At 52.2% G+C, this 14,510-nt stretch carries 13 protein-coding genes; 4 read left to right on the top strand and 9 right to left on the bottom strand.

All coding sequences use genetic code 11. From position 1 onward, the window contains the following. Positions 1–529: 529 nt before the first annotated feature. Entirely contained in the window at positions 530–988 is a 459-nt protein-coding gene (gene soxR / locus FOB24_RS03365) for a redox-sensitive transcriptional activator SoxR (protein WP_003826630.1), read from the bottom strand. Between the two features lie 86 nt (positions 989–1,074). On the opposite strand from soxR, the gene soxS reads away from it, so the two are divergent. Further along, complete coding sequence (gene soxS / locus FOB24_RS03360) at positions 1,075–1,398, top strand: superoxide response transcriptional regulator SoxS (RefSeq protein WP_005132611.1); 324 nt, start codon at positions 1,075–1,077, stop codon at positions 1,396–1,398. Positions 1,399–1,400: 2 nt separating this feature from the next. On the opposite strand, the gene FOB24_RS03355 is transcribed toward soxS, so the two are convergent. Next, positions 1,401–2,987: an EAL domain-containing protein gene (locus FOB24_RS03355; protein WP_038636279.1), complete on the bottom strand. Its 1,587-nt coding sequence runs from the start codon at positions 2,985–2,987 to the stop codon at positions 1,401–1,403. 551 nt (positions 2,988–3,538) lie between these two features. Between FOB24_RS03355 and FOB24_RS03350 the strand changes: the two genes are divergently transcribed. Beyond that, positions 3,539–3,820 (top strand): YjcB family protein, encoded by a 282-nt coding sequence (locus FOB24_RS03350; RefSeq protein WP_038636276.1) that lies wholly within the window; start codon positions 3,539–3,541, stop codon positions 3,818–3,820. A 65-nt stretch (positions 3,821–3,885) separates the two neighbouring features. On the opposite strand, the gene ssb1 is transcribed toward FOB24_RS03350, so the two are convergent. Beyond that, positions 3,886–4,410 carry a single-stranded DNA-binding protein SSB1 gene (gene ssb1 / locus FOB24_RS03345; RefSeq protein ID WP_003826621.1) on the bottom strand — a complete coding sequence of 175 codons (525 nt, stop codon included), beginning with the start codon at positions 4,408–4,410 and terminating at the stop codon, positions 3,886–3,888. Positions 4,411–4,661: 251 nt separating this feature from the next. Here ssb1 and uvrA point away from each other — a divergent pair, with 251 nt between their 5' ends. Further along, positions 4,662–7,484: an excinuclease ABC subunit UvrA gene (gene uvrA / locus FOB24_RS03335; protein WP_038636273.1), complete on the top strand. Its 2,823-nt coding sequence runs from the start codon at positions 4,662–4,664 to the stop codon at positions 7,482–7,484. Between the two features lie 85 nt (positions 7,485–7,569). Here the strand turns inward: uvrA and FOB24_RS03330 are convergent, their stop codons facing one another. The 5 genes from FOB24_RS03330 to dnaB form a co-directional block, all read right to left on the bottom strand. Continuing rightward, positions 7,570–7,926 carry an MmcQ/YjbR family DNA-binding protein gene (locus FOB24_RS03330; protein WP_038636271.1) on the bottom strand — a complete coding sequence of 119 codons (357 nt, stop codon included), beginning with the start codon at positions 7,924–7,926 and terminating at the stop codon, positions 7,570–7,572. A 126-nt stretch (positions 7,927–8,052) separates the two neighbouring features. Continuing rightward, entirely contained in the window at positions 8,053–8,766 is a 714-nt protein-coding gene (gene aphA, locus FOB24_RS03325) for an acid phosphatase AphA (RefSeq protein ID WP_038636269.1), read from the bottom strand. Positions 8,767–9,011: 245 nt separating this feature from the next. Next, positions 9,012–10,205, bottom strand: coding sequence for an aromatic amino acid transaminase (gene tyrB / locus FOB24_RS03320; RefSeq protein WP_038636267.1), 1,194 nt, complete (start codon positions 10,203–10,205; stop codon positions 9,012–9,014). A 134-nt stretch (positions 10,206–10,339) separates the two neighbouring features. Continuing rightward, positions 10,340–11,419 carry an alanine racemase gene (alr, locus tag FOB24_RS03315; RefSeq protein ID WP_150344507.1) on the bottom strand — a complete coding sequence of 360 codons (1,080 nt, stop codon included), beginning with the start codon at positions 11,417–11,419 and terminating at the stop codon, positions 10,340–10,342. A 145-nt stretch (positions 11,420–11,564) separates the two neighbouring features. Further along, positions 11,565–12,980 carry a replicative DNA helicase gene (gene dnaB / locus FOB24_RS03310; RefSeq protein WP_003826610.1) on the bottom strand — a complete coding sequence of 472 codons (1,416 nt, stop codon included), beginning with the start codon at positions 12,978–12,980 and terminating at the stop codon, positions 11,565–11,567. A gap of 64 nt (positions 12,981–13,044) precedes the next feature. On the opposite strand from dnaB, the gene FOB24_RS03305 reads away from it, so the two are divergent. Further along, positions 13,045–14,028, top strand: coding sequence for a quinone oxidoreductase (locus tag FOB24_RS03305; protein WP_150344506.1), 984 nt, complete (start codon positions 13,045–13,047; stop codon positions 14,026–14,028). 164 nt (positions 14,029–14,192) lie between these two features. On the opposite strand, the gene pspG is transcribed toward FOB24_RS03305, so the two are convergent. Further along, positions 14,193–14,435, bottom strand: coding sequence for an envelope stress response protein PspG (gene pspG / locus FOB24_RS03300; RefSeq protein ID WP_016155352.1), 243 nt, complete (start codon positions 14,433–14,435; stop codon positions 14,193–14,195). Positions 14,436–14,510 lie beyond the last annotated feature (75 nt).

The raw sequence follows: 14,510 nt of genomic DNA, 5'->3' as shown, positions 1-14,510 counted from the left end.
TGCCAGCTTTGCGTCAATAGGGGTGTCGCAAAAAAGCAAACGTTTAGCTCCGCGCATAAAAAACGGGTGATAAAAAAAAGCAAACGATTATCCAGCGATCATACGTTGGTTTTCAACTGAACTTTGCCGCTTTTTACTCATTTCTTCTTATAATGCGCAAGAAATAGCCAGACGATGCGCAAACGTTATCGTCAATGCGCAATCTGGCAACAAATTTCGCTGAGTTATTACAAGATTTGCATTTATTTTTCACGCCTGCTCGCACAAAAAAATGCATGAAGATGCAGAAAAATTTTTGGCTAAAAAGCAATCAATTCACTGGCAAATAGAGAGGGGTGGCTTACACTTACATTATCAACACAGACCGGAACCTCCCCAAACGTGCTCGACTGAGGGGTGTTGATGTCGGGGGAAACCCTCCCGTGAACCAACGGGATAGAGTGAAAGACAAAGACCGGAACCAAACTAAAGCGCCCTCTGTGGCGCTTTAGTTTTATACCCGTTATATCCGCCACATACTTTAAACCAATCAATCATCTTCCAGCAGGCGCGCCCCGGTCCCCTGCTCGCCAAGCTGATCGCCAGGGTTACGCAACGGGCAATCACTGCGGGATAAACAGCCGCAGCCAATACACCCATCCAGCTCATCGCGTAACGCCACCAGAGTATGAATGCGTCGGTCTAACTCCTCGCGCCATTGCGAAGAGAGCTGCTTCCACTCTTTGGCGCTGAGCGAATGCCCTTCAGGTAATACACCTAACGCGTCGCCGATCGTGGCCAGTGGAATGCCGATACGTTGGGCAATCTTGATAATCGCGACATAACGCAACACATCGCGTTTGTATCGACGCTGATTGCCGCTGTTGCGCATACTGCTGATTAATCCTTTGCTTTCATAGAAATGCAGGGTCGATACCGCCACACCGCTACGCTTTGCAACTTCACCTGGCGTGAGCAACGCTTTTATCCGGGGTAATTTCTTTTCCATAAATCGCTTTACCTCAAGTTAACTTGAGGAATTATACTCGCCCACAGACAAAACGACGAATCGAACACTGAGAAAGAGGCAACTCTATGTCCCATCAGCAGATTATTCAGACCCTTATTGAATGGATTGATGAACATATCGATCAACCGCTGAACATTGAGGCGGTTGCGAAAAAATCAGGTTACTCAAAGTGGTATTTGCAGAGAATGTTCCGCACGGTGATGCGTCAGACGCTGGGTGACTACATCCGCCAACGTCGGCTTCTGCTGGCCGCCGTTGAACTACGGACGACCGAACGGCCTATATTCGATATTGCGATGGATCTTGGCTATGTATCGCAGCAAACCTTCTCGCGCGTATTTCGCCGAGAGTTTGATCGTACTCCCAGCGATTACCGCCACCGCCTGTAAAATTATTGCCCGCTCTGCGTCAGTATGGCGGGCGAGCGTTTTATCCAACGCATGAACTCCTGCGGCGGCAGCGCCTTCGCAAAATACCAGCCCTGGCAATACTGTACGCCGTGTTCAAGCAACCACCCGATTTGCTCCGCCGTTTCCACCCCTTCCGCAATCGTCTTCAGGTTTAAGCTTTGCGCCATCTCGATGATATGTTCGGCTATCAAGTGACTGGTGCTGTTAGTGGCCAGTGTACTAATAAACGATTTGTCGATCTTCAGGATATCGATATTCAACGCTGACAAATTATGGAGGTTGGAATATCCCGTGCCAAAATCGTCAAACGCCACTTCAAAACCGGCCTGCCGAAACGCCTGGATGATGGGTGTCATTTTATGTACATCGATAAAGCCGCGCTCCGTCACCTCAACTTTAATTTGCTGGGCCGCCACGGAGTACTCATGGTTTTTTTCGGCAATCAGAGCAATCAGTCGGGATGAATGAAAGTCAGAGGCCGAGAGGTTAATCGAGATATACAACTGAGGATTCGCCGAAAGAAAAGCCCCTAAATCTTTGAAGACCTCCTCAACAACATAATCCGTGATCTGCTCAATCATCCCCTCTTTTTCCGCCAGCGGAATAAACTCCGTCGGGCTCATCACCTCACCGTTACAGCCTGGCCAGCGTAGCAAAGCCTCGGCACCGACACATTGTCCATTTTTGATGTCAATGATCGGCTGATAGTACAGACAAAGCTGACGTTTCTTGATCGCACGTTTTAATAAGCGGCGGGGAGAGAGGTATTCCTGACGCGTACGCCACCACATGAGCAGTATCAGGATGCTGCAGATAATCCCAAAGGGGATCGTTAACGCCGCCTCATGATAGAAAATCTGATTCACACGAGCGTCGGAGGTCGAAACAATAATCGCGATGGGGCGTTTTTCTGAATGTACGATGGTATAGAATCGCTCGCCCTGCTGGAATGTTGAGGATTCACCGCTTATCAGCGGCGAGAACTGCGCAATATTCGCCCCTTCGCTGGCAGAGAAAAAGGTGTCCGTTACTGTGTCATACACTCCCCAGGACAGATCCGGATCATCAGACATGACTTCGCTGTAAGATAATGGATTGATGACGACAACGTAGTTTCCTCGTTGCATGTACGTCATTTTGTAGCCAGCGAAAAAGGGGGTATCGCGGTAGTAATAGATGAAGACGTCTGGCGCGCGTTTATAGTCGGCTGTCGCCATAATATATGGGACTCGCGGCATCATTGACGTAGAGCACAAAAAATGATCGCCCTGCGCATAAATTAGCTCACTGATATATAAACGACCACGAATAATATTCAGCATACTTTTCTGATGGGCAGGGGTACACATCTTACCCTGATACAACTGGGCCATATCACGCGCTAAATCAGCCTGGAGGATCACCAATTCCGTTTTATTTAACACCAGTTGAGCAAAAGAGCTGAGTTGATTACGGGTTTCGGACATCGCCCGGATGTGAGCAAACCATAACGCCAGCACCACGGGGAGCAATACCACCATGAATGTTCCGAAGAACTTCAGCATCTTGCGTCGCGCACTGTGATTCATGTCAGCCCTATTTCCCTGTTTCGTATATGCCAGAACCCATTAGGCGGGATGCTATAAACACTGACTGATTAAGTTGCATGAATCTATCATTATTAGCAACAGACTTCTCTATGTAAAAGTCTGATAATAGTTGATGATGATATTATTTTTCCGTAAGGCAAACTTAAAGTTATGCTTATTTCATAACATTATTATCAACAAGTAGTAATTTTTTATGAGCATTATCCTGGTCGTGTTTAAGAAATTCATTAAATTTCTTAACGAATAATTTAGGATAAACATAACAGGTAATCCATATGCATCTTTTTATTAGATTATTTGTTATCGATTTTTTTATTAAAAATAACCATGTAAATAACATGGTTATTATCCTGCAAAAATAACCTCTAACACTGGTGAACAAACGAGCAAATGTGATATAGTTCACACAATTCATGTAACAGAAACAATGTTTCATTCGTGTTATTGCCCGTCGAGAGCCAGAGTACTACACCCTCGGTGAACACCCCCGCGCTGTCATGGGCATCAAGACTTTCTGAGGACGTTTTTTCATGGCAACGATAACAACTGGCGTGGTTCTTCTGCGATGGCAGCTACTCAGCGCGGTGCTGATGTTTTTAGCCAGCACGCTCAATATCCGTTTTCGTAAATCAGATTATATTGGCCTGGCCGTCATTAGTAGTGGTTTGGGACTGGTTTTCGCCTGCTGGTTTGCAACCGGGCTGCTCGGCATAACCCTGGTGGATATGTCCGCAATCTGGAAGAACATTGAAAATGTGATGGTTGAAGTGATGAGCCACACACCGCCAGACTGGCCGATGGTGTTGAACTGATAAAAAATCACATATGGCTACCCCTGTTTTGAGGTAGCCATAATTTTTCGTATAAAGCAGAAAAATTAGAACGGAATATCGTCGTCAAAATCCATCGGCGGCTCGTTAGACGGCGCTGCCGGAGCTGACTGCTGCGGGCGAGACTGCGCGCCACCGCTGAACTGATTGCCACCCTGCGGCTGCTGAGGCTGACCCCAACCGCCCTGCTGCTGACCGCCGCCTGCCGGAGCACCACCACCCTGACGGCCACCCAGCATTTGCATGGTGCCGCCAACGTTAACCACAACTTCAGTGGTGTACTTTTCTACGCCGGACTGATCGGTCCATTTGCGGGTACGCAGCTGGCCTTCGATATAGACCTGAGAACCTTTACGCAGATATTCGCTGGCTACTTCCGCCAGTTTGCCGAACAGCACGACACGGTGCCATTCAGTCTGCTCTTTCATTTCGCCGGTCGCTTTGTCACGCCAGGATTCGGAAGTAGCCAGCGTAATGTTGGCAACTGCGCCACCATTCGGCATATAGCGTACTTCCGGGTCCTGGCCCAGATTACCGACGAGAATCACCTTGTTTACGCCTCTGCTGGCCATGATCGTGTCTCCTGAAAAACGTTACTGAATAAGTGTAAGCGCGGGATTGTAGCATTTCCAATAGCGCTTTTACTACGTTGCGAGATCGATTCCAGTAAACAACCCCGGATAGACATTGTTGCACAGACACCTGCGTTTTGCATTCCAATACTGTATATCCATTCAGGTCAGGTTGTGTCATAATTAACCGTTTGTGATCGCCGGTAGCACCATGCAGCCAGGCAAAAAAGCGTTTAATCCGGGAAAGATGAATGGATAAGATCGAAGTTCGGGGCGCCCGCACCCATAATCTCAAAAACATCAACCTCGTCATCCCGCGCGACAAGCTGATTGTCGTCACCGGGCTTTCGGGCTCAGGCAAATCTTCGCTCGCTTTCGACACCTTGTATGCCGAAGGACAGCGTCGTTACGTTGAATCCCTTTCCGCGTACGCGCGTCAGTTTCTGTCACTGATGGAAAAGCCGGATGTCGACCACATTGAGGGGCTGTCTCCCGCCATCTCAATCGAGCAAAAATCGACATCCCATAACCCGCGATCCACGGTAGGTACGATTACCGAAATTCACGACTATCTGCGCCTGCTGTTTGCCCGCGTTGGCGAACCGCGCTGCCCGGATCACGACGTTCCCCTGGCGGCGCAGACCGTGAGTCAGATGGTGGACAACGTCCTGTCGCAGCCGGAAGGCAAGCGTCTGATGCTGCTGGCGCCGATAATTAAAGAGCGTAAAGGCGAGCACACCAAAACGCTGGAAAACCTGGCGGGTCAGGGCTATATCCGTGCCCGTATCGACGGGGAAGTGTGCGACCTGTCCGATCCGCCCAAGCTTGAGCTGCAAAAGAAACACACCATTGAAGTGGTGATTGACCGCTTTAAAGTACGTGACGATCTCACCCAGCGCCTGGCGGAATCGTTTGAAACCGCGCTGGAACTGTCCGGCGGTACGGCAGTGGTTGCCGATATGGACGACCCGAAAGCGGAAGAGCTGCTGTTCTCTGCCAACTTCGCCTGCCCGATCTGCGGCTACAGCATGCGCGAACTGGAACCGCGTCTGTTTTCATTCAACAACCCGGCGGGCGCATGCCCGACCTGTGACGGCCTCGGCGTACAACAGTATTTCGATCCTGACCGGGTGATTCAAAACCCGGAACTGTCGCTGGCCGGTGGCGCTATCCGCGGCTGGGATCGCCGCAACTTCTACTACTTCCAGATGCTTAAGTCACTGGCGGAACACTATAAATTCGACGTCGAAGCCCCATGGGCCAGCCTGAACCCCGCCGTGCATAAAGTGGTGCTGTACGGTTCCGGTAAAGAGAATATCGAATTTAAATACATGAACGATCGCGGCGATACGTCCGTACGTCGCCATCCGTTCGAAGGCGTATTGCACAATATGGAGCGCCGTTATAAAGAGACGGAATCCAGCGCGGTACGCGAGGAATTAGCCAAATTCATCAGCAACCGCCCGTGCGCCAGCTGTGAAGGGACGCGTTTGCGCCGGGAAGCCCGCCACGTATTTGTTGAAAATACGCCGCTGCCCGCAATTTCCGACATGAGCATCGGTCATGCGATGGATTTCTTCAACAACCTGAAGCTTGCCGGTCAGCGAGCGAAGATTGCAGAGAAAATTCTTAAAGAGATTGGCGATCGTCTGAAATTCCTGGTCAACGTCGGCCTCAACTACCTGACGCTGTCGCGTTCAGCGGAAACGCTCTCCGGCGGCGAAGCCCAGCGTATTCGTCTGGCAAGCCAGATCGGCGCGGGTCTGGTCGGTGTGATGTACGTCCTGGATGAACCGTCTATTGGTCTGCATCAGCGCGATAACGAACGTCTGTTGGGCACGCTCATCCATCTGCGTAATCTGGGTAATACCGTGATTGTGGTCGAGCACGATGAAGATGCGATCCGCGCCGCTGACCACGTTATCGATATCGGCCCGGGCGCTGGCGTTCACGGCGGCCAGGTGGTTGCCGAAGGGACGCTCGACGACATCATGGCGGTGCCTGAGTCGCTGACCGGCCAGTACATGAGCGGTAAGCGTAAAATTGAAGTACCGAAACAGCGCGTGGCGGCCGATCCGGAAAAAGTGCTGAAGCTTACCGGCGCGCGCGGCAACAACCTGAAAGATGTCACCCTGACGCTGCCGGTTGGCCTGTTCACCTGCATTACCGGGGTTTCCGGTTCCGGTAAATCGACGCTGATCAACGACACGCTGTTCCCGATTGCGCAGACAGCGCTGAACGGCGCCACGCTGGCTGAACCTGCGCCGTACCGCGATGTTCAGGGCCTGGAACATTTCGACAAAGTGATCGACATTGACCAAAGCCCGATTGGTCGTACTCCGCGATCCAACCCGGCAACCTACACCGGTGTGTTTACGCCGGTGCGCGAACTGTTTGCTGGCGTACCAGAATCCCGCGCGCGCGGTTACACGCCGGGTCGTTTCAGCTTTAACGTTCGCGGCGGACGCTGTGAAGCCTGTCAGGGCGACGGCGTGATCAAAGTTGAAATGCACTTCCTGCCGGATATCTACGTGCCGTGCGACCAGTGTAAAGGCAAGCGCTATAACCGCGAAACGCTGGAGATTAAGTACAAGGGCAAGACCATCCACGAAGTGCTGGATATGACCATTGAAGAAGCACGCGAGTTCTTCGATGCCGTCCCGGCGCTGGCGCGTAAGCTACAAACGCTGATGGACGTGGGCCTGACGTATATCCGTCTCGGCCAGTCGGCCACTACGCTCTCCGGCGGCGAAGCGCAGCGCGTGAAGCTGGCGCGCGAACTGTCAAAACGCGGCACCGGGCAGACGTTGTATATCCTTGATGAACCGACCACCGGTCTGCATTTTGCGGATATTCAGCAGTTACTGGACGTGCTGCATCAGTTGCGCGATCAGGGCAACACCATCGTGGTGATTGAGCACAATCTGGACGTAATCAAAACCGCTGACTGGATTGTCGATCTCGGTCCGGAAGGCGGTAGCGGCGGCGGGGAAATTCTGGTCTCCGGCACGCCAGAAACGGTCGCTGAGTGTGAAGCTTCACACACGGCCCGCTTCCTCAAACCGCTGTTGTAATTGCGCAACACTTATCTGGCCTACAGAATATGCATAATTTCTTGTAGGCCGGATAAGGCGCTTGCGCCGCATCCGGCGAAACAGATCAGGGCTGCGCCAATATCCGACGTTTATCTTCCGGCAGCGTGTTTACCGCCAACTGATAAGAGGCATCAACCAGATAATAAATCTGCGAATCCGGCAGCGAGCCGTCCAGATACACCGTGCTCCAGTGCGCTTTATTCAGATGCCTGCTTGGTCGTACATCGCTATGCTGCTGACGCAGTAATTCCGCCAGTTCAGGGCTGGTTTTCAGAGAGACCGCCGGGCGTTCTTCTACCTCTTTTACCATGGCAAAGAGTACATCTTCGACTTTGATTTGTGTGGCTTTCCAGTCACTGTGCACGCTCTGCTCCGCGCCCGTTTTTGCCATGCAGTATTGCAGCAACTCCGAATTCGTCATCTTTATTCCCCTTACCAGCACTCGCCTAATGAGAACATCGTTTATTCAGTGTGCAGCAAGTCCGCAAAAGGTAAAAGCCGGTAACGCAAATTTGTTTAAAAAACCACCAAACAGCAGCCTGCGCCTTTAATACTCAGAATTTACGATCACCTCTTCACCAAACGCGCCGGCCTGGGGTAGCGGTTTATAGGTGGAGTTGGAAGCACGTAAAATACGAATACCGCGAATACCCACGTCGCGAGCGGCGGTGATGTCATTGTCAGAATCGCCGTAGAACATGCGCACGTTTTTATCCTGTAACCACTGCGTTTTGGTGTTCTGGCCCGGCTTGTCGCCGGCAAAAATGACCGGATTCATATTGGCGGCCGGGATGTGAAAGTTATCAGCCAGCGTTTTCGATACCGTTTCAGTCTTCGTCGGGCTACGTCCGGTGACAAAGAAAATGCTATCGCCACGACGCACATGCATATCAATTAACTGGCGCGCCACTTCTTTTGGAATACTGAACTCGTCCCAGCCGTTGTTCATTTTCTCCCAGAAAGCCGGATTCTTCAGGTAATCTTCACTGTCCGGAGAGTACGTTTTCTTACCGCGCCAGAAGCCCGGACTGGAAAAAAGGACGGTATCATCGATATCAAACCCGACGGCCATCGGCGGGCGTCCAGTCAGACTGTTTTCAATTTGCGCCACGGAAACCCAGTGAATGGGGGCCTGCTCGGCGAGTTTTGCAACGTTGGTGCCTGGATTGAGCTGCGAGGGAGAAGAAACTAATGCCTGAGCAGGCTGATTTAACGTGAACAATAAACAAACGGCACTCAGTGCCAACGTAAACTTGCGCATATTTTTCCCTAAGTAGTCAGTTAGTTATCATTTTTTTATTAACAACTGGTCAAAAAACTATCTGACCTTACCCCCTGAGGGAAGGGAAAGGAAGGATTTTCTCTGGTTTTGTTACAGAAAAAGAGCACGATCACACAGAAAAGCGTGCCTGATGGCGCTACGCTTATCCGGCCTACAAACGATAAAAACCAATGCTCTTGTAGGCCGGGTAAAGCGTTGACGCCGCCATCCGGCAAACCAGATTGTTACATAACGGCAGCAAAGGCCTTCGCCACGCGCTGCACGTTAGCGTGATTCAATCCGGCCACGCACATACGACCACTGGCAATCAGGTACACACCAAACTCATCACGCAGGCGATCGACCTGAGCGGCGCTAAGCCCCGTATAGCTGAACATTCCGCGCTGTTGCAGCAGATAGTCAAAGTTACGACCAGGGATTTCAGCGCTCAGCACGTTAACCAGCTCCTGGCGCATTGCCAGAATGCGGGTACGCATCTCTTCGACTTCCGCCAGCCAGCTGGCTTTCAGCGCGTCATCACCCAGTACCGTAGCGACCACCTGCGCACCAAAGTTCGGCGGGCTGGAGTAGTTACGACGTACGGTCGCTTTTAATTGCCCGAGAACGCGGCTTGCCGCATCGGCGTCTTCACATACCACAGACAGCCCACCGACGCGCTCGCCGTATAAAGAGAAAATTTTAGAAAATGAGTTGCTGACCAGAGCGGGTAATCCGGCGCTGGCTATAGAGCGGATCGCGTAAGCATCATCTTGCATTCCGCCGCCAAAGCCCTGATAGGCAATGTCGAGGAACGGGATCAGATCTCGCGATTTCAGAATCTCAATAACGGCATCCCATTGCGCAGGGGTTAAATCTGCACCGGTCGGGTTATGGCAGCACGGATGCAGCAGCACGATGCTGCGCGCAGGTAAGGTATTCAGCGTGGCCAGCAGGTCATTGAAACGTACCCCGTTGGTTTCATTGTCATACCAGGGGTAAGTACTCACTTCGAATCCAGCCCCTTCAAAAATCGCGATATGGTTTTCCCATGTTGGATCGCTGACCCATACGCCAGAGTCAGGGAAATAGCGTTTCAGGAAGTCTGCGCCAATTTTTAGCGCCCCGGAACCACCCAGCGTCTGAATGGTTGCGACACGCTGTTGCAGGAGAACCGGATGATCTGCGCCAAACAGCAGCGGCGCAATGGTATTACGATACGTGTTCAGACCTTCCATCGGTAGATACAGCGAAGCGCCATGCGGTTGGGCATTGAGTCGGGCTTCCGCCTCCGCCACCGCTTTAAGCTGAGGAATAATGCCGTCTTCATTGTAGTACAGACCAATGCTGAGGTTCACTTTGTCGCTACGTGAATCTTCTTTGAATCGCTCCATGAGCGATAAAATCGGGTCGCCAGCGTAGGCGTCAACTTTTTGAAACACGAGGTGGTTCTCCAGGTTTACAGGCAGAGGATAAGAACACAATAAACCGGAAGCGGAAGAAGATCGAGAGGATGTTGCAGTTGGCGAGCATATTGCCGGATGGCGGCGTTCCGCCTGTCCGGCATATCATGAACTTAGTCGATATACTTCATCGCCACCCTTGAGGTCAGGCGCGTGATAAGTTCGTAAGCACTTACTTTCGTCATTTCAGCAATGCGTTCCACGGGCAAACCTTCACCCCAAAGAATCACTGAATCACCGGCCTTATCCTGTGCCCCAGGGCCTAAATCGACGCAGATCATATCCATCGCGACGCGACCAACGATCGGCACTTCACGACCATTGACCAGCACCGGTGTTCCAGACGGCGCCGCACGCGGGTAACCATCACCATAACCCATCGCCACCACGCCTAAACGCGTGTCGCGCTCGCTCTGCCAGGTACCGCCATAGCCGACCGGTTCGCCCGCTTTGTGCTCACGCACCGCAATCAGGCTGGAGGTTAGCGACATCACCGGCTGGCAGCCAAAATCGGCACCGATAGAGTGGTTTTCCAGCGGTGATACACCGTACAGAATCAGCCCCGGACGCGCCCAGTCGAAGTGAGATTGCGGCCACAGCAGAATACCACCGGATGCGGCAATCGAACGCTGCCCCGGTTTGCCTTCACAGAAGCTATTAAAGATATCGAGCTGCTTTTCAGTCGCGCCACACTCAGGCTCGTCCGCGCGTGCAAAGTGGCTGACGATATTGACCGGCTGGCGCACATTTTCACATTGCGTCAGGCGCTGATAAAACGCCTCGGCCTGCTCAGGACGCACGCCCAGGCGGTGCATGCCCGTGTCGAGTTTCATCCAGACGGTGACCGGCTCAGCCAGTTTTGCGGCCTCCAGGGCCTCGAGCTGCTCCAGGTTGTGTACGGCGGTATGCAGACGCTGCGCGGAGATAGTCGGCAGATCGGTGGCATCGAAAAATCCCTCCAGTAGCAGGATAGGCTGCGTGATGCCCCCCGCGCGCAGCCGCAGGGCTTCTTCAAGACGAGCGACACCAAAAGCGTCCGCATCGGGGAGCGTTCGCGCGGTCTCTAACAGACCATGGCCGTAAGCGTTCGCTTTCACGACCGCAACCAGTTTACTGGCCGGAGCCAGTTCACGCAGACGTTGCAGGTTGTGTCGCAGAGCGCGGCGGTTAATAACTACAGTTGCCGCTTGCATTTGTATTCCTTAATAAAAGAATCTCCTAAATCATTCGTGTTGCAGAAAGGCGACAAGCCTGAGAATCCCCGGAAGCTTAGTAAACTAAGTGACCGGGGTGAACGGGCGAAGTCAACGCATCTGCAGCATGAAGGATGACGGAGATTTATTCGTCGTCGTATTGTGGGCCCGCATAGTTGTCGAATCGCGACCACTGTCCGTTAAACGTCAGGCGAACCGTTCCGATCGGACCGTTACGCTGCTTACCAATAATAATTTCGGCGATGCCTTTTAAGTCGCTGTTTTCGTGATAAACCTCATCACGATAGATAAACATGATTAAGTCGGCATCCTGCTCGATGGAGCCGGATTCACGCAGATCTGAGTTGACCGGACGCTTGTCGGCGCGTTGTTCCAGAGAGCGGTTAAGCTGCGACAGCGCCACCACCGGCACATGCAGTTCTTTCGCTAACGCTTTCAGCGAGCGGGAAATTTCAGCAATTTCCAGCGTACGGTTGTCGGAAAGCGACGGCACGCGCATCAGCTGCAGGTAGTCGATCATGATAAGTCCGATACCGCCGTGTTCACGGGCGATACGACGGGCACGCGAGCGCACTTCCGTTGGCGTCAGGCCGGAGGAGTCATCAATATAGATGTTTCGTTTCTCCAGCAAAATACCCATTGTTCCGGAAATTCGCGCCCAGTCTTCGTCATCCAGTTGACCAGTACGAATTTTTGTTTGGTCTACGCGTGAAAGCGAGGCCAGGGAACGCATCATGATCTGCTCTGAGGGCATTTCAAGACTAAAGATAAGAACCGGCTTATCCTGCAACATCGCCGCATTTTCGACGAGGTTCATTGCAAATGTCGTTTTACCCATCGACGGACGCGCGGCGACGATGATGAGGTCTGACGGCTGCAAACCAGCGGTTTTTTTGTTGAGGTCGTCATAACCGGTATTCACCCCGGTGACGCCGTCGTGCGGCTGCTGGAATAGCTGCTCGATACGCGCGACGGTAGCGTCGAGCACATCGGTAATGTTTTTCGGGCCTTCGTCTTTGTTGGCGCGGCTTTCAGCGATTTTAAAGACGCGAGACTCCGCGAGATCCAGCAGGTCTTCACTGGAACGTCCTTGCGGATCGAATCCGGCTTCCGCAATTTCGTTCGCGACCGAAATCATGTCACGGACAACGGCACGTTCGCGGACGATATCCGCATAAGCGCTAATGTTGGCCGCACTTGGCGTATTTTTCGATAACTCAGCCAGGTACGCAAAACCGCCGACGCTGTCCAGCTGGCCCTGAACCTCCAGCGACTCTGCCAGGGTAATCAGATCGATGGGTTTTCCCATCTCCTGCAGGCGATGCATTTCCGTAAAGATATGCCGGTGCGGGCGGGTATAAAAATCCTCCGCGACCACGCGTTCGGCCACGTCATCCCAGCGTTCGTTATCCAGCATTAAACCGCCCAACACCGACTGTTCCGCTTCAATCGAGTGCGGCGGTACTTTCAGCCCGGCGACCTGGGGATCGCGCTCACGAGCATCAGTCTGTTGTTTGTTGAAGGGTTTATTTCCTGCCATAGTGAATGGAGTTACCGAGATAATGATTGGGTCGAAAGATTACCACATTTCTTTTGGAGGAAGCATGGCAACACGTATTGAATTTCACAAGCATGGTGGGCCTGATGTACTCAAGGCTGTGGAGTTTACGCCGGTTGACCCGGCGGAAAACGAAATCCAGGTCGAGAATAAAGCGATAGGGATCAACTACATCGACACCTACATCCGCACTGGTCTTTATCCGCCGCCTTCTCTGCCCAGCGGTCTGGGTACCGAAGCCGCAGGCGTGGTCAGCAAAGTTGGCAGCAAAGTGACGCACATCAAAGCTGGCGATCGCGTGGTGTATGCTCAGTCTGCGCTTGGCGCTTACAGCTCAGTGCATAACGTGCCGGCTGATAAAGCCGCTATTCTGCCTAACGCTATCTCGTTTGAACAGGCAGCCGCCTCGTTTCTGAAGGGGCTGACCGTTTTTTACCTGTTGCGCAAAACCTATGAAATCCAGCCTGACGAACCGTTTTTATTCCACGCAGCCGCAGGTGGCGTCGGTCTGATCGCTTGTCAGTGGGCGAAAGCGTTGGGAGCGAAACTGATTGGCACCGTCGGCAATGCGCAAAAAGCGCAAATTGCGCAGCAGGCCGGCGCGTGGCAGGTAATTAACTATCGTGAAGAAAGCATTGTTGAGCGGGTAAAAGAGATCACCGGCGGTAAAAAAGTGCGGGTGGTGTATGACTCGGTGGGGAAAGATACCTGGGAGGCGTCTCTCGATTGTCTGCAGCGCCGCGGACTGATGGTCAGTTTTGGCAACGCGTCCGGACCCGTGACTGGTGTAAATTTAGGGATTCTTAATCAGAAAGGTTCGCTGTACGTGACCCGCCCTTCGCTCCAGGGTTACATCACCAACCACCATGAATTAACCGAAGCCAGCAATGAGCTGTTCTCGCTGATTGCCAGCGGGGTGATCAAAGTGGATGTCGCACCTGGTCAGACATTTGCGCTACACGACGCGCAACGGGCCCATGAAGTGCTGGAAAGTCGCGCCACGCAGGGATCGAGTCTGCTGATCCCGTAAAGAATTAGGGCTTCCCGCAGGAAGCCCTTTCTTTTTTTTAGTTCGGCTGTATGTAGGGTACAGCTCGATGAATTCGTTAACCAGGCAATAGTGACAGATTTGATAATCAATTCCTATTTGGTTCTAAAGGCAATGTTTCAGGTTGTGACGGACCACTCAATACCTTAGTAAAATCGGCGGTTATTGCGCTGATACTGTGGGACTTTTGGCGCTTTTATCGCCTTGATCACCCACACCACGGCAACGGCCAGTAACAGCCAGGGCAACAGTTTAATCATCAAGGCAAATAGCCCGCCCAAAAACATGACGACGGTGGCTACCACCAGCGCGGCCAGCACCCCCAGCAACGAGACGCCGGTGACCATCAGCATGATAAAAAATCCAATCACAAAAAGTAGTTCCAGCATGACTCTCTCCCGAAATAAAATACTCTCCATTCCTTTACAAGAAACATGCCAAAGTTAATCTACTGATTTATAAAA

Source organism: Citrobacter werkmanii, assembly GCF_008693645.1.
GTDB lineage: Bacteria > Pseudomonadota > Gammaproteobacteria > Enterobacterales > Enterobacteriaceae > Citrobacter > Citrobacter werkmanii.
This window is presented reverse-complemented; position numbering and strand designations above follow the sequence as displayed.

Coding starts and splice junctions, on each gene's coding strand:
- soxR (WP_003826630.1), bottom strand. CDS start 988: ATGGAAAAGAAATTACCCCGGATAAAAGCGTTGCTCACGCCAGGTGAA.
- soxS (WP_005132611.1), top strand. CDS start 1,075: ATGTCCCATCAGCAGATTATTCAGACCCTTATTGAATGGATTGATGAA.
- FOB24_RS03355 (WP_038636279.1), bottom strand. CDS start 2,987: ATGAATCACAGTGCGCGACGCAAGATGCTGAAGTTCTTCGGAACATTC.
- FOB24_RS03350 (WP_038636276.1), top strand. CDS start 3,539: ATGGCAACGATAACAACTGGCGTGGTTCTTCTGCGATGGCAGCTACTC.
- ssb1 (WP_003826621.1), bottom strand. CDS start 4,410: ATGGCCAGCAGAGGCGTAAACAAGGTGATTCTCGTCGGTAATCTGGGC.
- uvrA (WP_038636273.1), top strand. CDS start 4,662: ATGGATAAGATCGAAGTTCGGGGCGCCCGCACCCATAATCTCAAAAAC.
- FOB24_RS03330 (WP_038636271.1), bottom strand. CDS start 7,926: ATGACGAATTCGGAGTTGCTGCAATACTGCATGGCAAAAACGGGCGCG.
- aphA (WP_038636269.1), bottom strand. CDS start 8,766: ATGCGCAAGTTTACGTTGGCACTGAGTGCCGTTTGTTTATTGTTCACG.
- alr (WP_150344507.1), bottom strand. CDS start 11,419: ATGCAAGCGGCAACTGTAGTTATTAACCGCCGCGCTCTGCGACACAAC.
- dnaB (WP_003826610.1), bottom strand. CDS start 12,980: ATGGCAGGAAATAAACCCTTCAACAAACAACAGACTGATGCTCGTGAG.
- FOB24_RS03305 (WP_150344506.1), top strand. CDS start 13,045: ATGGCAACACGTATTGAATTTCACAAGCATGGTGGGCCTGATGTACTC.
- pspG (WP_016155352.1), bottom strand. CDS start 14,435: ATGCTGGAACTACTTTTTGTGATTGGATTTTTTATCATGCTGATGGTC.